The organism is Nocardioides humilatus (assembly GCF_008373755.1).
In the GTDB taxonomy this organism is placed as follows: Bacteria; Actinomycetota; Actinomycetes; order Propionibacteriales; family Nocardioidaceae; genus Nocardioides; species Nocardioides humilatus.
In genome coordinates this window covers 1,055,536-1,073,257 of the sequence record NZ_VUJV01000001.1, presented here as the reverse complement: position 1 = coordinate 1,073,257, position 17,722 = coordinate 1,055,536, and the positions used below count along the sequence as shown (strand labels likewise).

13 protein-coding genes are annotated in these 17,722 nt (G+C 72.3%); 6 read left to right on the top strand and 7 right to left on the bottom strand.

Annotated features, from left to right (window positions below):
* Positions 1-78 precede the first annotated feature (78 nt).
* On the top strand, positions 79-1,251 hold the full coding sequence (locus F0U44_RS04985) for a PucR family transcriptional regulator (RefSeq protein ID WP_149727094.1): 1,173 nt from the start codon (positions 79-81) through the stop codon (positions 1,249-1,251).
* Here the strand turns inward: F0U44_RS04985 and F0U44_RS04980 are convergent.
* From F0U44_RS04980 to F0U44_RS04970, 3 genes are all read right to left on the bottom strand, one after another.
* Positions 1,248-2,708 carry an amidohydrolase gene (locus F0U44_RS04980; RefSeq protein WP_149727093.1) on the bottom strand — a complete coding sequence of 487 codons (1,461 nt, stop codon included), beginning with the start codon at positions 2,706-2,708 and terminating at the stop codon, positions 1,248-1,250. The two genes, F0U44_RS04985 and F0U44_RS04980, sit on opposite strands and share 4 nt — an antisense overlap.
* A gap of 127 nt (positions 2,709-2,835) precedes the next feature.
* Positions 2,836-3,696 (bottom strand): HpcH/HpaI aldolase/citrate lyase family protein, encoded by an 861-nt coding sequence (locus F0U44_RS04975; RefSeq protein WP_149727092.1) that lies wholly within the window; start codon positions 3,694-3,696, stop codon positions 2,836-2,838.
* A gap of 3 nt (positions 3,697-3,699) precedes the next feature.
* Positions 3,700-4,785 (bottom strand): HpcH/HpaI aldolase/citrate lyase family protein, encoded by a 1,086-nt coding sequence (locus F0U44_RS04970; protein WP_149727091.1) that lies wholly within the window; start codon positions 4,783-4,785, stop codon positions 3,700-3,702.
* An 87-nt stretch (positions 4,786-4,872) separates the two neighbouring features.
* Here F0U44_RS04970 and F0U44_RS04965 point away from each other — a divergent pair, with 87 nt between their 5' ends.
* Genes F0U44_RS04965 through F0U44_RS04950 form a run of 4 tightly spaced genes read left to right on the top strand, consistent with a single transcriptional unit; the run spans position 4,873 to position 10,701 of the window.
* The gene (locus tag F0U44_RS04965; protein ID WP_188113329.1) at positions 4,873-7,593 is read left to right on the top strand and encodes a helix-turn-helix transcriptional regulator; all 2,721 of its coding nucleotides are present in this window, start codon (positions 4,873-4,875) and stop codon (positions 7,591-7,593) included.
* Positions 7,574-7,924 carry a nickel-binding protein gene (locus F0U44_RS04960; protein ID WP_149727089.1) on the top strand — a complete coding sequence of 117 codons (351 nt, stop codon included), beginning with the start codon at positions 7,574-7,576 and terminating at the stop codon, positions 7,922-7,924. Before F0U44_RS04965 ends, F0U44_RS04960 begins: the two co-directional genes overlap by 20 nt.
* A gap of 57 nt (positions 7,925-7,981) precedes the next feature.
* Positions 7,982-9,364, top strand: a complete 1,383-nt coding sequence (locus tag F0U44_RS04955; protein ID WP_149727088.1) for a hypothetical protein — start codon at positions 7,982-7,984, stop codon at positions 9,362-9,364.
* 20 nt (positions 9,365-9,384) lie between these two features.
* Positions 9,385-10,701, top strand: coding sequence for a hypothetical protein (locus F0U44_RS04950; RefSeq protein ID WP_149727087.1), 1,317 nt, complete (start codon positions 9,385-9,387; stop codon positions 10,699-10,701).
* Between the two features lie 3 nt (positions 10,702-10,704).
* Here F0U44_RS04950 and F0U44_RS04945 read toward each other — a convergent pair whose 3' ends face one another.
* Positions 10,705-11,229: a DnaJ family domain-containing protein gene (locus tag F0U44_RS04945; RefSeq protein ID WP_149727086.1), complete on the bottom strand. Its 525-nt coding sequence runs from the start codon at positions 11,227-11,229 to the stop codon at positions 10,705-10,707.
* Positions 11,230-11,305: 76 nt separating this feature from the next.
* Between F0U44_RS04945 and F0U44_RS04940 the strand changes: the two genes are divergently transcribed.
* Positions 11,306-14,257, top strand: a complete 2,952-nt coding sequence (locus F0U44_RS04940; RefSeq protein WP_149727085.1) for an AfsR/SARP family transcriptional regulator — start codon at positions 11,306-11,308, stop codon at positions 14,255-14,257.
* A 60-nt stretch (positions 14,258-14,317) separates the two neighbouring features.
* On the opposite strand, the gene F0U44_RS04935 is transcribed toward F0U44_RS04940, so the two are convergent.
* The 3 genes from F0U44_RS04935 to F0U44_RS04925 form a co-directional block, all read right to left on the bottom strand.
* Complete coding sequence (locus F0U44_RS04935) at positions 14,318-15,709, bottom strand: zinc-dependent metalloprotease family protein (RefSeq protein ID WP_188113328.1); 1,392 nt, start codon at positions 15,707-15,709, stop codon at positions 14,318-14,320.
* Positions 15,710-15,812: 103 nt separating this feature from the next.
* Complete coding sequence (locus F0U44_RS04930) at positions 15,813-17,249, bottom strand: hypothetical protein (protein ID WP_149727083.1); 1,437 nt, start codon at positions 17,247-17,249, stop codon at positions 15,813-15,815.
* Between the two features lie 66 nt (positions 17,250-17,315).
* Positions 17,316-17,699: a hypothetical protein gene (locus tag F0U44_RS04925; RefSeq protein WP_149727082.1), complete on the bottom strand. Its 384-nt coding sequence runs from the start codon at positions 17,697-17,699 to the stop codon at positions 17,316-17,318.
* Positions 17,700-17,722 lie beyond the last annotated feature (23 nt).

The window sequence follows — 17,722 nt, the reverse complement described above, 5'->3', positions numbered from 1 at the left end:
CCATCGCGGCGGTAAGGTCATGACAGTGGGTGGTGAATCTGAGGCCACTTTTTATTCCTTGCGAACAAAGGAGGAGTGATGGCTGGCGGACCCGCTCCGACCGGCGTCGAACTCCCACCTGAGGTCGCCGTCGCGATCCGGGCCAACCTGCCGCGCGTCGCCGACGACGTGGTGCGGGTGATCATCGACGAGGTCCCCAGCTATACCGACGCCTTCAGCGGGCCGATGGGCGAGACGATCCGCTCGGCCGTGCGGGTCGCGCTCGGCGGCTTCTTGTCGATCGTCTCCGAGGGCCGCGCCGGCGCCGCCCAGCGCACCCCAGCCGCTGCGATCGAGGGTGCCTACCAGCTCGGACGTGGCGAGGCTCGGAGCGGGCGCAGCTCGGAGGCGTTGCTGTCGGCCTACCGGATCGGTGCCCGGGTCTCGTGGCAGCACCTGTCCGCGGCCGCCGTCGAGAACAACGTCGATGCCACGTCGCTGGGCGCCTTCGCCCAGGCGGTCTTCTTCTACATCGACGAGCTGTCGGCTGCGAGCGTGTCGGGTCACGGCGACGAGTCGGCGACGGCCGGCCGGGTGCGGCAGCGGCTGCTCGACCGGATCGCGCGCCACCTCCTGACCGACGCGCCGGAGAAGACCGTGCTGTCCGCCGCCGAGCGCGCGGAGTGGCCGCTCCCGTCGACCCTGACCGCCGTGATCGTGCCCGAGTCGCAGGTCGGTTCGGTCCTGCAGCTCGTCCACCAGGGCACCCTCCAGGCCGCCGACCTCCCCGAGCTCGACGCGGCGGTGCTACTGCTCGTGCCCGACGCGCACGGGCGGCGCCGCGCCGCCCTGCTCCGCGGCGTCGAGGGGCGCAACTGCCTGGTCGGGCCTGCCCGTCCGTGGCTGGAGGTGCGGTCGTCGTACGACCGGGCCCGGAGGGCCCAGGAGCGCGGACTCGAGGTCGACACCGAGGCACACCTCCCCGAGCTGGTGCTCACGGCCGACCCGGAAGCGCTCGCCGACCTCCGCGCCATGGCCCTGGCGCCGATGGCCGACCTACGCCCTGCCTCGGCCGCCAAGCTCGCCGAGACCCTGCGGGCGTGGCTGCTCCACCAGGGCCGGCGCGACGACGTCGCTGCCGCGCTCTTCGTGCACCCGCAGACGGTGCGCTACCGCATGACCCAGCTGCGCGAGCTCTACGGCGACAAGCTCGAGGACCCCGACACCGTGCTCGCGTTGACGATCGCGCTCGGGGTGGAGCCGGACTCCTAGGCCCGATGAGCGACCCGACCGGCGACGACCGTGAGTGCGACGTCGGGCCGGGTGGTGGTGAGCGGATCGTGGTCGAGGACCACGAGATCACCGGGCTGGTGGGGGCTGATCGCGTTGCCGCCGACGGATGCTGCCAGCGCCTCTCGCCGCGTCATCGCCTGCTCGCCGTGCCAGGCACCGCGGCCGTCGCCCGTACGCCGGACCGCCGCGTCGATCGCCAGCCACGGGTCGAGCGGCGAGACCGGGGCGTCCGATCCCAGGCTCACCGCCACCCCTGCGTCGAGCAGCCAGCGGAAGGCGAAGCACCGGTCGGTGCGGTCGGGCCAGACCCGCTCGGTGAGGTCGCGGTCGTCGACGAGGTGGTGCGGCTGCACGCTGGCGCGAAGACCGAGGGTCGCCATCCGTGCGACGTCGGCCTCGGCGATCAGCTGCACGTGCTCGAGCGAGCCGCGCGCTCCGCTGCGCTCGTACGCCGTCAGCGCCGCACCGACCGCCGCGTCGCCGATCGCGTGCGTGGCCACTTCCAGGCCGTGGGCGTGCGCCCGGCGGTGGAGGTCGGTCAGCTGGTCGAGGTCGAGGTTGGGCGCGCCCGCGGGGTGCTCGGGGTGCGCTCCGGTCGCGTAGGGGTGGTGGCACCAGGCCGTCCCGGTGTTGAGCGATCCGTCGCTGATGATCTTGAGCGGGCCCATCGTGAGCCGGGGGTCGTCGAGAAGCGGGTCGCCGGTCCGGAGGCCCTCGGCGATGACCTCGTCGAGGTGCTCGGCGTAGACGCCGGTGCGGACGCGGAGCAGGTCCGCGCCCTCCTTCCAGCGCTCGCGCCACAGGTCGGGGGTGTCGGTGAACTCCAGGTCGACGAGGCCGACGACGCCGAGCGCGGCTGCCGCGGCCAGGGTCTCCCGGTAGGACGCGGGGTCGTCGCCGGTGTCGGTCAGTGAGTTGAGGCGCTCGTAGGCCTCGAACCACTCCGTCTCCCGGACCATCCCGTCGCGCAGCGGCAGCCCGAGGGCTCCCTGCGCGGCGCTGTTGAGCCACGCGTGGTGGGCGTCGCCGGCGACGAGGACCACCGGCGTCACGCCGGCCGCCAGGTCGAGGTCGGCGGTCGTCGGCTCGCGCGACCAGGTGCCGGGCCGGTGGCCCCAGCCGATCACGGGCGTGCCCGGGCGCTCCGAGACCTTGTGGGCCACGAGAGAGACGGCTTCCTCGACCGAGTGGACCCGGCTCGTGTCGAGGCGTTGCCGAGCGAGCGTCCACTGCCCGAGGTGGACGTGGGTGTCCCACAGTCCGGGGAGGACCCATCGGCCTGCGGCGTCGTACTCATCGATGCCCGGAGGGCGCTCGACGACCGGTGCGACATCGGTGATGACGCCGTCGCGCACGAGCACGTCGACCGGGTCGACCGCCTGCGCGGTGCCGAGCAGCGGCACCAGCCGCGCGCGCCGTACGAGGAGATCGCTCACGGGGTCACCGTAGGCCGGGCACGTGCAGGAATCCCCGGTGCACCGGGGAAACTGGCGGTTATCGAGGGTTGCAACCCCCGAAAACTGCAGGAATCCCCGGTGAACCGGGGATTCCTGCAGCTGTGGATCAGAGCGCAGCGATCGCCTCAGCGATGGAGAGGGTGCGCTCGGCCGACTCGACATGGAGGTTCTCGACCATCTTGCCGTTGTAGGTGACGACGCCGGAGCCCTTGCCGTCTTCCCAGGCCCGGATCAGGCCGCGGGCGTCCTCGATGGCCTGGGCCGACGGCGCGAAGCCCTCGTTGGCGCCCTCGACCTGACCGGGGTGGATGAGCGTCTTGCCGTCGAAGCCCATCTGGCGACCCTGCTCGACCTCGGCGAGGAACCCCTCAAGGTTCTTCACGTCGTTGTAGACGCCGTCGATGATCACGATGCCGGCAGCGCGGGCCGCGAGCAGCGCGAGGCCGAGGCCGGTGATGACGGGCTGGCGGCCGGGCACGTGCTCGGCGTAGAGCTCCTTGACCAGGTCGTTGGTGCCCATGACGAAGCCGGTCAGACGCGGCGAGGCCTGCGCGATCGACAGCGCATTGAGCATCCCGATCGGCGTCTCGACCATGGCCCACAGCGTGGTCTTCTCGGGCGCGCCGGCGGCCTCCAGAGCGGCGACGAGCTGCTGGACCTCGGCGGCGGAGTTGACCTTCGGCACGAGTACGACGTCGGGGCCGGCCGCAGCGGCCGCCACGATGTCGGCGTCGTGCCACTCGGTGCCGATGCCGTTGACGCGGATGATCAGGTGGCGGCGGCCGTATTCACCGGACTGCACAGCGGCGGCGGCGGACTCCCGGGCGGCCGGCTTGGCGTCGGGGGCGACGGCGTCCTCGAGGTCGAAGATGATCGCGTCAGCGGCGATGGTCTTCGCCTTCTCCAGCGCCCGCTCGTTGGAGCTGGGCATGTAGAGGACCGACCGCAGGGGCTTGAACTCGCTCATGACTCAGGCCTCCGTCGGGATCGCGTCGTAGGTCGCCTTGAGGTCGGGGTCGATCTCGGCCAGCTTCTCGGCGAGCTCGACGAGCACCAGGCACTGCTTGAGGGAGGCGTCGTCCTCCATCTTTCCGTCGATCATCACCGCGCCCGTGCCGTCGCCCATCGCGGCGACGACCCGCCGTGCGTGGGCGATGTCCTCGACGGACGGGGAGAAGACGCGGTTGGCGATCTTGATCTGCACCGGGTGCAGCGACCAGGTGCCGACGCAGCCCAGGAGGAACGCATTGCGGAACTGGTCCTCGCAGGCGACGGTGTCCTTGATGTCGCCGAACGGGCCGTAGTAGGGGTAGATGCCGTGGGTCGCGCACGCGTCGACCATCTTGGCGATCGTGTAGTGCCACAGGTCCTGCTGGAAGATCGCGCGCTGGGCGTCGAGGATCGGTAGGCCGTCCTCGCCACGAGGCGCGTCCTCACGGACCAGGTAGCCGGGGTGACCGCCGCCGACGCGGGTGGTCTTCATCTTGCGGTCGGCGGCCAGGTCGGCCGGGCCGAGCGAGAGGCCCTGCATGCGCGGGCTCGCCCCGCAGATCTCCTCGACGTTGGCCACGCCGCGCGCGGTCTCGAGGATCGCGTGGATGAGGATCGGCTTGCTGATGCCGGCCTTCGCCTCGAGCTGGGCCAGCAGCCGGTCGACGTAGTGGATGTCCTCGGCGCCCTGCACCTTCGGGACCATGATCACGTCGAGCTTCTCGCCGATCGCGGGCACCAGGGTGGTCAGGTCGTCGAGCACCCAGGGGCTGTCGAGCGAGTTGATCCGGGTCCACAGCTGGGTCGGGCCGAAGTCCGTCGACTGGGCGATCTTCACCAGACCCTCGCGCGCGGCGACCTTGTTGTCGGCCTTGACGGCGTCCTCGAGGTTGCCGAGCAGGACGTCGACGGTGCCGACCATGTCCGGGATCTTGGCGGCCATCTTCTCGTTCGACGGATCGAAGAAGTGGATGGCTCGGCTGGGCCGGGCCGGGATCTCGCGCAGCGGCAGCGGGGCACCGACGGCGAGGGGGCGGAAGAAGTCCTTGGCGCTCTTGTGACTCACGTTCGGCGACCTTACCGACTGGTAGTCCCCGAGCGGTATGACCGATGTCTCGCCGAGACGGACGAGATTCGCTCTAGATTGACCAGGGTGACGCGGACGCTCGTCGGACGTGACGCCGAGCTGGCCTCCGTCCTCGCGACCGCAGCGGCGGGCGAGGACGGCTGGACCGTGGCCATCGGGGGTGTTGCCGGCATCGGGAAGTCGGCCCTCTGGGACGCCGTGCAGGAGGCGCTGCCCCCGCCGCGGTGGCTGCTCCGGACCCGGAGCAGGGCGGCGGAGACGGAGCTCGCCTTCGCCGGGCTGACCGACCTGTTGGACCCGGTGCCCGACGAGGAACTCGCGCACCTGCCCGAGCCGCAGCGCGACGCCCTCGCGGCCGCAACGTTGCGCGCCGGCTCGGTCCCCGGAGACCGGCGCGCGGTTGGTACGGCGTTGCGCACCCTGCTGGTCCGCCTCGCCGAGCAAGGCCCGGTCGTCCTCGCGCTCGATGATGTCCAGTGGCTCGACCCGGCATCCCGCGAGGCGCTGGAGTTTGCGCTCCACCGCTGCCGGGTCGGGTTGCTGGTCGCCGTACGCGACCCTGGCGCGACGGTGCCGGTCGCCGTGGCTGCGGCGGTTCCCGAGGTCCGGATCGACCTCGGCCCGCTGAGCGTCGCCGCGTTGCACCACCTCGTCGTCGGGGCGCTGGGCCATGCCCTCACCAGGCCCGCGCTGGTCCGGGTCGCCGAGACCTCCGGCGGCAACCCGCTGTTCGCCCTGGAGCTCGCGCGGGTGCTCCTGGGGAGCGGCACGCTCTCCGGCGACCAGCTGCCACGACTTCCGGCGTCGCTCACCTCGGCGCTGGCACAACGGGTCGGAGGACTGTCCGCGCCCGCGCGTCGATCGGTCCTGGTCGCGGCGCTCGCTGCGGCCCCCACAGTCGGTCTGCTGCGGCAGGTCGATGCCCGGGAGGGCGTGGAGGAGGCCGAGGAGGCCCGGCTCCTCGTGGTCGCCGGCGGCCGGGTCGAGCTGCATCACCCGCTGGTCGGGCCCGCGGTCGTCGAGCAGACGCCGGCTCCCGCCGTACGCGCAATGCATGCGGCCCTGGCCGCAGCCCTCCGCGACGACGAGGAGCGCTCGGCCCGTCACCTGGCGCTGGCCGCTCCGGAGCCGGACCCGACGGTCGCCGACGCCCTGGACCGAGCGGTCGTCGCGACGCGCGAGCGGGGTGCGGTCGCCGCGGCTGCCGAGCTCGCGCGCCTCGCCGTCCAGCACTCGGAGGGGGACGCCCCGGAGGCCCTGCAACAGCGCACCCTCACCCTGGCCGGTCTCGCGTTCGAGGAGGGCGACGCCGCGGAGGCGGAGCGGCTCTACCGCGAGGTCTTCCGGTCCGACGGCGCGCCGGGCCCGCGCGCGACCGCGGGACTGGAGCTCGCCGAGATCTTGTGGAAGCGCGGCGAGGTGGTCGAGTGCATCGAGGCCGCTCGGGCTGCGGCCGCCATGGGAGCGGGGGCGGAGGTGACGGCGCGCGCCCACCTCACACTGGTCGCGCTGTGGGACGACCGCGAGGCCAACACCCAGCGTGCGATAGAGGTCCTCGACGCTGCCGGGATCACCGACCCGCAGCTGCGCAGCTGGGCGCAGCTGTCCGTGCTCGACCTCGACTTCACCGCGGGTCGCGGGCTCGACGCCGGCGCGCTCGAGGATGCCCTGGTCGCCGAACGCGTCGGCCGCGAGTGGCGAAGCGACGACCAGGTCGCGACCTGTCGGCCCGTGATGCTGAAGTACGCCGACCACCTCCCCGAGGCGTTGGGAGCGCTGGACGAACTGCGGGCGCAGGCCGAGCGCGAGGGCAACGTCGGGCAGCTGATCTACGTCATCGGGCACTACCCGACCGTCCTGCTCCGGATCGGCGATCTCGCAGGGGCGGAGTCGACCGCGCGCGAGCACCTGGACCTGGCGGTCACGACCGGACAGACCAACCACCTCTGGCAGGCCCACCAGAACCTCGCCTGGGTGGCGCTGCATGCCGGGCGCCTCGATGCGGCGACCGACGAGGTGGCGGAGATGAAGGAGGCGCTGCAGGGGGACACCTACGCTCAGCGCGCCTACCGTTCCGTGGCCGGAGCGCTCGCGCTCCACCGCGGTGATGCCGAGCTCGCCGCCGATCATCTCGACGTCTGGTGGCAGCTCTGCGGCGAGATCCACGACGACCCCGGGGTGAGTCGCGAGCACGGTGACTACGCCGAGGCCCTCGTCGCGCTGCGCCGGTACGACGACTGCGCGGCCTTCCTCCAGGCAGCTCGACCCGCGGCCGACCGCGCGGGCCGGGTGTCGGTGCAGGCCATGCTCGCCCGTGGCCGCGCGATGCTCGAGGCGGCGCAGGGCGACCTCGACGCAGCGCTGGTCGCCGTGGAGGAGGCGATCCGCCTCGACGAGGCGGTCCCGATCGCGGTCGAGGGCGCCCGACACCTGCTCCTCAAGGGTCAGCTGCACCGACGTCGCCGGGAGAAGCTCCTCGCCCGGGAGTCGCTCGAGGCGGCGCTGGCCGGGTTCGAGCGGGTGGGTGCGGACTCCTGGGCAGATCGCGTGCGCGACGACCTGGCCAGGGTCAATATCCGCCCCGCGGCGCCGACCGACCTCACGGCGACGGAGCAGCGGATCGCCGAACTGGCCGTCCAGGGACTCACGACCCGGGAGATCGCCGACGCGGCCTTCGTCAGCCCGAAGACGGTCGAGGCCAACCTGACCCGCATCTACCGCAAGCTCGGCATCCGGTCGCGCGCCGAGCTGGGCCAGCGCCTGGCCCATGTCGAGGGTGCTCCCTGATTCCCCAGCGGTCGGGCCGCCGTACGTTCGCGACATCGACACCATCCGAGAGCTTCAGGTCTTCCTCGTCGAGCGCTACCTGCCCGACGCGACGATCGGCGACGTCCGCAACGGCGTCGAGAGGATCGGCGCCGCGCTCCCGTCCGACGGCTCGGTTCGCCACGTGTCGTCGACGCTGGTGCCGGACGAGGGCGCGGTGTTCGCGGTCTTCGAGGCCGTGAGTGCCGAGGCGGTCCTGGTCCTCAACCGGCGGGCGGGGCTGCAGGTCGACCGGCTGGTCGAAGGGGTCCACGTCACGCGGGCGCTGGCCCAAGTCGAGGGTGCTCCCTGATTCCTCGGGAGCCGCTGCTTCCTAACGTCGGAACCACACCGACCAAGGAGCTCCCCGATGTCCGTCCGACCAGCTGACGCCCCCCTGTCCCGCCGAGGAATCCTCGGCCGTCTGAGCGCTGCTGCCGTCGGAGGCGGTGCGTTGGCTGCCACCGGGATCGTGGGTGGGGGACGGGCGTCAGCAGCGAGCGGGGACGACTTCATCCTCGGCGTCGAGAACACCACCGAGTCACCGACCGTCGTGCATGCCCTCGTCGGCGGAGGTGGCATCGAAGCCTTCGCGAGACTGGATGCCTTCGGCCTGCACGGCCAGGCGCACTACATCGGCGTGTGGGGTGAGAGCTCGAAGGACCTGGTCCTCGTCGGCGAGACGACGAGGAGCGAGCACGTCGGTGTCTGGGGCCAGGCGATCGGGACCAACTGCAGCCACGCCAAGGTGGGCGTGCGGGGCGAGGGCGCGAGCGGAGGCACCGGGGTCGAGGGCACGGCCGCGCCGTACGGCTATGGCGTGCGGGGGTTCAGCGGCCAGGGGTTCGGCGTCCGCGGCGAGGTGACCCACGTCAACGGCATCGGCGTCTCCGGCACGGGCCCCGGCGTCGGAGTGAAGGGCGAGGGCCAGACCGGCGTCCTCGGCGTCGGCACGGCCGGTCAGACCGGCGTCAAGGGCACGGCGGGCGGCAACGGCTGGGGCGTCTGGGGCACCACCGGGATCGGCCACGGCGTCCACGGGGAGGCCGGCAGCGGCGGGATCGGTGTCTTCGGTCGCGCGGCGCCCAACGGCTACGGCGTCCGCGGCGAGTCGCCGTCCGGCTTCGCCATCATCGGGCAGTCCTCCAACGGTGTCGGGGTCGCCGGCGATGCGTCCAACAACGGCTGGGGCGTCAAGGGGACGGCAGCCAACGGCGGCTGGGGTGTGCAAGGCATCTCCGACACCTCGTTCGGGGTGCGCGGCGACTCGACCGGCGGCACCGGCGTGCGCGGTGAGTCGCAGACCGACACCGGGGTCTACGGGCGATCGATCAACCAGACCGGCGTCCTCGGCTACGGCGGGGTGTACGGCGTGATGGGCCAGTGCGATGCCGGCGGCACTGCTGTCGACGGCACGTCCTCCAACGGCGGCGTCGGCGTCTACGGCCGCAGCCTGCCGACGGGTTACGGCGTGCGCGGCGAGTCCTCGTCCGGGTTCGGCCTTCGTGGCGACGCCGTCACGGGCATCGCGGTCTCGGGGCAGGCGGACCAGGGGACCGGCGTCTCCGGCCAGGGCAAGGTCGGTGGCGAGTTCCGCGGCACCCGCTCCGCCCTCCGCCTCGTCCCGACCGCCTACGTCGGTGCGCCCACGACCGGCCGCCACCTCAAGGGCGACCTGATCCTCGACAAGAACGCCGATCTCTGGCTTTGCAAGGCCGATGGCACGCCCGGCACCTGGGTCCTGCTCGGATGACCAATCGAAGGGAAGATCTCATGAACCAGAAAGACGAGTCCGGGACGGCGGGTCCGTTCTCCCGCCGACGCCTCCTCTCCCAGGCCGGCCTCGCTGCCGCAGGCGGTGGTGCCCTCGCCGTCACCGGCGTGGTCGGTGGCGGGCCCGCCGCCGCAGGCAACGGCGACGCCCTGCTGCTCGGGCAGGCGAACTCGGCGAACTACAAGACGACCCTCTTCCCCGATCAGCTCGGCTTCGACATCTGGTCCCTGTCGCGCAACGGTGTCGGCATCCGGAGCGAGATGGGAGCGCTCGGTCTCTGGGGGCGGACCGGGCAGAAGAGCGACGGAGTGACGGCCGGTGTCTACGGCGACGTCTACTACGACACCTTGCCCGGCACCGGTGTCATGGGAGTCGGCCCCAACAACCACGCCGGCGGAATCGGCGTCGAGGGCATCGGCTACAAGGGGATCGGCGTGCACGGCACGGTCGCGGACTCGGGATACGGCGTCCTCGGTCATGCCGGGATCGGCTTTGGAGTACGTGGCGAGGTGACGAACGCCGACGGCATTGGCGTCTCAGGCGAGGGGCCGGGCGTCGCGGTGAAGGGGAAGGCCACCACGGCTGGCGGGACCGGGGTGCAGGGTGCCGCCGTCGACGGAGGTACGGCGATCCGCGGCGAGGTCCCCAACTACGGCTACGGCGTGCGGGCCAAGGCGGGCGCCGGTTTCGGTCTGCTCGCCGAGGTCGTCAACGGGGTCGCGGTCGCTGGGGACTCGACCGACAACGGCTGGGGCGTGAAGGGGACCGCGGCCAACGGTGGCTGGGGCGTCCAGGGGATCTCCGACACCTCGTTCGGGGTGCGGGGCGACTCGACGGGCGGCACCGGGGTCCGCGGCAACTCGACGACCGACGTCGGTGTCTACGGCCGGTCCACCAACCTGACCGGCGTCCTCGGCTACGGAGGTTCCTACGGCGTGATCGGGCAGTGCGATGCCGGCGGCACAGCGGTCGACGGTGCGTCCTCCGACGGCGGGACGGGAGTGTGGGGCCGCAGCCTGCCGACCGGCTACGGCGTCCGGGGTGAGTCGTCCTCGGGCTTCGGCGTGCGCGGTGACGCGGTCACCGGGATCGCGGTTTCTGGAAACGCGCCTCAAGGCACCGCGGTCTCGGGGGTTGGCAAGCTGGGCGGGGAGTTCCGCGGTACCCGCGCCGCCATGCGCCTGGTCCCGACTGCCTACGTCGGCTCGCCCCCGACCGGCCGGCACCTCAAGGGCGACCTGGTCTGCGACAAGAACGGCGACCTGTGGTTCTGCAAGGCCGACGGCACTCCGGGCACCTGGGTGAAGATCGCCTGATTGTCAGCGTGACCGTCGCTGCCACCACCGCCGAGGCGGGGGTACGGCGGCAGCGGGCCGGGCCGCGCGCCGTACTGCTCGACGGGCGGCCCACGCTGCGACGGTCTCCTCGACGTCGCGCGGCATGGTGATCAGCGGCGGACCCGACGGAGTCGAGTAGCGCGCGTGGATGACCCGCGCGTTGAAGTCCTCGACGGCGCCGCGGACCTCTTCCTCGGAGCCGAGCTTGTCGAGCCGGGCGTCGAGCTCGGCGTCCTCCTTGCGGAGCTGGAGCGAGGGCGGCAGGACGGTGATCTGCTCGCGCTCGATGAGCTTCTTCACCCACCACTCGGGGTCGTGGGTGTCGCCCAGTCCCTCGATCGGTTTGCCGGCGCCGGGCAGGTCGTCGAAGTCGCCGCGTTCGATCGCGCGCTGCACCTGGAGGTCGACCCAGGTCTGCTGTTGCTCGATCCGGGCCCGGGCAGCCGCTCGCTCGGCCGCGCGTCCCTGACCGGCGGGTGCACGGTCGGTGTGATCGTGGTCGGTCATGTCGTTCTCCTCGACACCACGATAGATATCGGCTCAACCGGGGACACGGTGCCGCTTCGCCCCTACGGTCTACTGCGTGGACGTCCGACTGCTCGGCCCGCTCGAGGTGGGTGACGCGGGCGAGTCGATCGCTCTCGGGGGACCGCGGCAGCGCGCCGTGGTCGCCATCGCCGCGCTCGCGGCACCGGAGGTCGTGTCCACCGACCGGCTCGTCGACGCGATCTGGGGCGAGGAACCGCCCGCCAACCCGCTGCCCACGCTGCAGGTCTTCGTCTCCAAGGTCCGCAAGGCGCTCGCGACCGCGGGTCACGACGGCGTCCTCGAGTCACGCTCGCCGGGCTACCGGTTGAGGATCGACGCGCTCGACACCGACGTCGCTCGCTTCGAGGAACGTACGGCGACCGCCCGCCGCCTGCGCGACAGCGATCCCGCTGCGGCACTGGCCGCCTACGACGACGCGCTCGCGCTGTGGCGGGGCCCGTTCCTGTCCGACCTCGGCGATCTCCCCTTCGTCGAGGCCGAGGGCGCCCGGCTCGAGGAGCTGCGACTGCTCGCCCTCGAGCAGCGGATCGAGGTGGCGCTGGCGGTCGGCGGGCATGCCGAGCTGGTGGCCGAGCTGGAGGAGCTGGTCCGCCTCTACCCCACGCGGGAGGCGCTCTGGGGTCACCTGATGACGGCGCTCTACCGCAGCGACCGCCAGGCTGACGCCCTCCACGCCTACGGCCGGGCGCGGGAGCAGCTCGCCGAGGAGCTGGGGATCGACCCCGGTCAGGCGCTGCGCCAGCTCGAGCTGGCGATCCTCCAGCAGGACCCTGCGCTCACGGTCCCCGTCCGCGCCGCCACCGCGAGCGCCGCGCCCGAAGCTGCGCCCGAGCCGACGCCGCGGCTGGCGGCACGGGTGCCGCGCCTGACGACCCCGACCTTCGGTCGCGACGAGCTCGTCGCCGAGGTCGTCGAACGGGTCGGCTCGGCCCGGTTGGTGAGCCTCACTGGCATGGGCGGCAGCGGGAAGTCGCGGCTGGCCACCGTGGTCGCCCACGAGCTCCACGCCGCGGGTCGCGGGGTGGTGTTCCTCCCGATCACCGAGGCGACGTCGGTCGAGCGGCTGCACGCCGACATCGCCGACGCGTTGTCGGCGTCGGGCACGCGCGACCCGCTCGACGCACTCGCCGACCGCGACGAGACGGTCGTCCTCGACAACCTGGAGTCGATGCCCGACGCCCCGGAGGCCGTCGCCGCGGTCATCGAGCGGACCGCGCTCACGATCATCGTGACCTCGCGCGTCGCGCTCGGGCTGCTCGCGGAGGCGGAGCTCCCGGTGCCCCCGCTGGCGGTGCCGGCCGAGGGCGCGGCCGTCGCCGAGATCGGAGAGGCGCCCGCGGTCGCGATGTTCGTGGACCGCGCCGCTGCGGCGGCGCGCGCTGCCGGGCGCAGCTTCGGGCTGGCCGGACACGAGGACGCGGTCGCTCGCCTGTGCCGGATGCTCGACGGACTCCCGCTCGCTCTCGAGCTCGCCGCCGCCCGGGTCAAGCTGCTCGGCCTCGACCGGCTGCTCGCCGCGCTGCCCGAGAGCCTGTCGGTCCTCACGACGACCGCCGCCGACGTGCCCGAGCGACATCGAGCGCTGGAGCAGACGATCGAGTGGAGCTATCGCCGGCTGCAGGACGACGCCCGGGTCATGTGCGACCGGCTCGCACTCTTCGAGGGTGGCTTCACGCTCGACGCACTGGAGGCGGTGTGCCCCGACATCCCGCACGTGCTCGACCTGGTCGCCGCGATCAGTGACGCGCGGCTGGTGACAGCGATCGAGAGCCGGGTCGAGGTGCGGTTCGCGATGCTCGGCACAGTCCGCGCCTTCGCCCACCGCCGGCTGGCCGACCACTCCGACCTGGCCGAGCGGCGCGAGCGCCTCGCCGGGCACCTGACGGTCCAGGTCGAGACGTGGTCGCGGGAGATCGAGGGGCCTGACGGCGTACTCGCCCTGGGGCGGTTCGCCGACGAGGCCGCCGACATCGAGGCAGCGATCGCGCGGGCCGTCGACAACGGTGACGTCGACCAGGCCGTCCGCCTCCTCCGCGGCACCGCCGAGCTCTGGGTCGCCTCGGGCCGGCTGTCGACCGGCGGTGCGCTCGTTGCCCGTGCTCTCGCGCTCGCTCCCGACTCGCCCGACCTGCTGCTCGTGGCCGGTCAGCTGGCCTACCACCTCACCGAGTGGGACGAGGCCCGGCAGTGGTGCGAGCGCGCGCTCGAGCTGGCCGCACTCGACGACCACGACCTCCGGGCCGCCGCTGAGTGCTACGTCGCCGGCGCGCTCGCCATCACCGGCGAGGTCGACGCGGCGTCGGCGCACGCCGAGCGCGCACTCGCGCTCGCCGAGGAGCACGACCTCTACCCGCAGGTGGCGGTGGCGCTCGCGATGAGCGCGATCACCTACGGCGTCCAGGGGCAGTTCGGCCGCGAGGCCGAGCTCCACCAGCGACGGCTCGCGGTGGTGCGCAAGCGGGGCGACGTCACCCGGATCGCCGACACCCTCAACACGCTCGCCGAGATCGCGCTGGACGAGGCGGACGTCGACACGGCTGCCGCGTATGCGACCGAGGCCCAGGTCATGGCGGGTGCCTCGCGGGTGCCGGAGGCGCGCGACGCGCGGATCACGCTGGCCCGCGCGCTGGTCGGCCGTGGCGACCTCGGTGTAGCGGCGGCAGCCCTCGCCGAGGGGCTCGTGCTCGCCGATCGCACCCGGCAACGGCTCGCGCGGGCCCAGTGCCTCCGGGTCGGCGGCGCGATGGCCACGGCCGTCGGTCGTCACGAGGACGCGATCCGGTTGTTCTCCGCCGCCGAGGCGGTCTCGCCCGCTCCGGGCGGTTCGGAGGAGCCGGTCGAGCGTGACCTGGCCGGCGCGCTCGCGGCTGCCCGGGAGGCGGTCGGCGGTCCGGCGGCGACCCGGGCCTGGACGCTCGGGGGGCTGGCGACGGGCGAGGCGGCGCGCGAGCTGCTCGCCGACGTACTCGCGGGGGTCTCTGCCTGAAAACGCGAGGAGCGGAGCCACCCCCACGGTGGCTCCGCTCCTCGCGTTATCGGTCAGTGATCAGGCCCAGTCGAGCTGGACTCCGTAGAAGCCCATCGAGCCGTAGGCCGGGTAGACGCCCTCGCCGGGGCCGTCGATCTGGACGTAGTAGCTGCCGGCGGCCAGGGTCAGGGCCGGGCTGGTGGCGCGGAGGTCGCCGTTGGGGGACCAGGCGCCGACGACGTTGAGGTTGGCGTCGCGCAGGGTGATCCGCATGTTGAGGTTGGTGTCGACCGCGCCGGTGTTGCCCCAGGTGGTGATGCGGAGGGTGCGGGTGCCGGTCAGGCTGAAGCGGAAGAGGTCGACGTCACCGGAGTTGATGATCCCGTAGCGGGCGGTGCCGGCGGGCAGGGTGCCGGTCGAGCTGGTGGAGTTCGTGTAGTCGTCGGCCGCGTAGTAGACCTTCGAGGCGATGATGGCGACGTCGTTCTCGCGGTTGTTGGCGTCGGCGTAGCTGCCGTTGCTCCACTGAGTGACCGGCTTGAAGTAGCTGACGCCCATGATCGGGGCCCAGTTGCCCGACCCGCCGTAGTAGGTCTGGGTCGAGGTGCCGTCGTGGCTCAGGCCGAGCGTGTGACCGGCCTCGTGGCTGGCGGCCTCGCCGACGAACTTCGCCGCACCCGAGGTGTTGGTGAAGACGAAGGCCGTGGTCTCGGTGCCGGAGCGCACCTCACCGAACGAGTTGACGTAGGCGACGCCGCCGGCGTTGGGGTACCAGGCGTTGGTGGGGCTGACGACCATCCGGACGCCGTAGTAGCCGTCGCTGGAGGACGTACGGCGCAGTCCGTCGAGGCCCGGGTCCTGGGTCGTCACGTCGATGTGGAAGGGCGCGTAGTCCTCGCGGACCTGCAGCCAGACGGCCTGGATGATGGCGTGCTCGCGGGTCGAGAAGGAGCCCGGGTTGCCGTCGAGGTCGAACGGCGCGGAGACGATCGCGCGGCCGCCGTTGAGCTCGGAGTTCCAGCGGGTGCCCGTGGTCGTGTTGCCGTTGAAGTCGAGGTAGAGCTTGTAGGGCGAGCTCGACCGCGAGTGCAGCGCGAAGGTGTCCGTCGTCGGGTAGACCGGGGTCTGGATGTTGTCGGTGATCGACGTCTGGCCGGTCTTGAGCGGCTCGTCGGCGTAGACCAGGCCGCCGGGGCCGGTCACCTTCAGGGTCTTGTCGTGGAGGAGGGTCTTCTCGAGCTTCTCGGGCGTCCAGCCGTTGCGGGTGGCCACCTGCTCGAGCTGGTCGGCGAGCGCGTCGACCGCGGCGCGGCCCGAGACGCTCTCAGCGCCGCGGGTGTCGACGCTGACGTCCTTCTGGGCCGGAGCGTGGTGCGCGTCGGCGAAGGCCGGCGTGCCCGCCGTGCCGGCGACGGCTGCCGCGGCGAGGGCGAGGGAGGTGATCGTGCGGCGGAGGGTGAGCTTGTTCATGGTGAATCTCCTTGGTGAGGGCCCGTTCCGGGCTGGTGAGAGGAGATTCGCGGGCATCGCCTACCGCGCACTTACCGTGCGCTTAACGCCCTTTCCGCAGCGGTCAGCGGCCCACCCAACGGCTGGTCACCGTGGTGCGGACGACCAGGATCGCGTCGCCTCCGCTGCCGGGGACCTGGCGGCTGCTGTCGGCGTTGTCGAGGCGGTCGACACAGGCACGTGCGGTGCCCGGCGGGGTGCCGTCGGACTCGCAGGCGCGGATCCGGCGCCACGGCGCTCCGGCCGCCTTCTGGCGGAAGACCTGGACGTCGGCCCACGTACGACCGTCGAGCAGGCTGCCGTCGTACCGCAGCTCGATGAGCGCGGGCGTCAGCGCCGTCGCCTCGAGGTCGTCGGCGTGGACCAGGTAGGGGATGCCGAGGTCACCGGGACGGCGCAGGTCGGCACGGGGCCGGACCTCGACGAGGGCGCGCTGGGACTCGGGCTGCGACGCCGGAGCCTGCAGTACGGCGGACTGGCGCTTGCCGCTCTTGCTCAGGGTCGTGAAGTGGCAGTCTCCGGACGCGCGGCGACACGGCCCCGAGCCGAGCAGGCTCCCGGCCGTCACCTCGGCGGGACGTCGCGATCCGTCGGTGATGATCACCTCGTCCTGCTCCTCGACCCAGATCTCGCCGTCGCCGCGGTAGCGGGTGCTGATCACCGTCACGCCACGGTCGGAGCCACCGCCTCGGAACTTCCGGATGATGCCATGGTTGACCAGGACCGGTCGGGGCTCGCCCTTCCCGATCGCGTAGAAGTCGCCGTCGCCGTGGACGTTGACCTGGTGGCCGGCGCCGATCACGAGCCGGCTGCCCGCCGCCAGGCCGATGCCGGCGTCGGCCGGGACCAGGGCACCTTCGACGATCAGGTCGTAGCCGCCGATGAGGCGGAGCCCGCCGTAGCCGTTCATCGCCGAATAGTCGAAGAGCTCGCCGCCGGCGGCGCACGCCGCAGGTGGCAGTCCGTCGAAGAGTGAGCACGGGTCACCGGCGAGCGCCGGCGTCGGATCGAGGACAGCGTCGCTGCTGAACGCGGTGGTGCCGAACAGGCTGCTCGGCATCAGGTCGATCCGACCGGGACCGCCGATCGCGCCACCCACCTCGAGATATCCGCGCACGGTCGAGGGTCTGCTGTCGGGATCCCCGTAGACGAAGAGGCCAGCGCCCGCGGGGATCGTCAGCTGGGCGAAGAGCTCCATGTCGAACGCCTGCACGAGCGCGAGGTCGCCGGTCTCCATGGCGACGTCGAAGTTGCCGAGGCAGACGTAGGCATCGTCCTGGCCGCCGACCCCGGGCGCCACGTCCCCGCTCCAGTTGAGCGGGTCCGACCACGAGGTCCCGTCACCGCCGCCGTCGAACGCGTAGGTGGTCATTCCGGTCAGCGCACAGGCCCCCGGATCGGGCGGTGGATCGGCGGACGCCGTGCCGCTGTCGATCGAGGCTGCAACGCCGAGCGCCGCGGCGAGTGCCGCGGCGGCTGCGGTGTGACGCTTGATGTTCATGGATCCCCCTGAGGATCGGATCGTAGGCGTCGGGTGGGCGCCAGGGGCGCGAACCGGCGATCGGAGTCAGTACTGGTAGACCCAGCCGGTGCCGAGGTTGGCGCGGGCGCTGCCGGCGTAGGCGTAGTAGGGGCTCTCCCCGGAGAAGTAGGCGGTGCCGACCCGGTAGGCAACCGACATCTTCACCGGGTAGTTCTGCAGCCAGCCCGCGATGTTCCACGCGACGCAGCCCGAGTAGTTGCCCTCCTGGCTGGCGACCCGGTTCCAGCGGCCGTTGTTCCAGTAGTTGAGGTTGATCGTGTAGTGGAACGCCGAGCCGTTGGTGTGCTTGAAGCAGCCGGTCACGTAGCTCGCGGCCGAGGCGGAGCTCGGGGCGGCGACCTGGGCGGTGCCGAAGACGGCGAGGGAGAGGGCGAGGCCGGCGAGGAGGCGGCGGAGGATGGTGTTCATGGTGTGCTCCTGAGGTTCGGGGC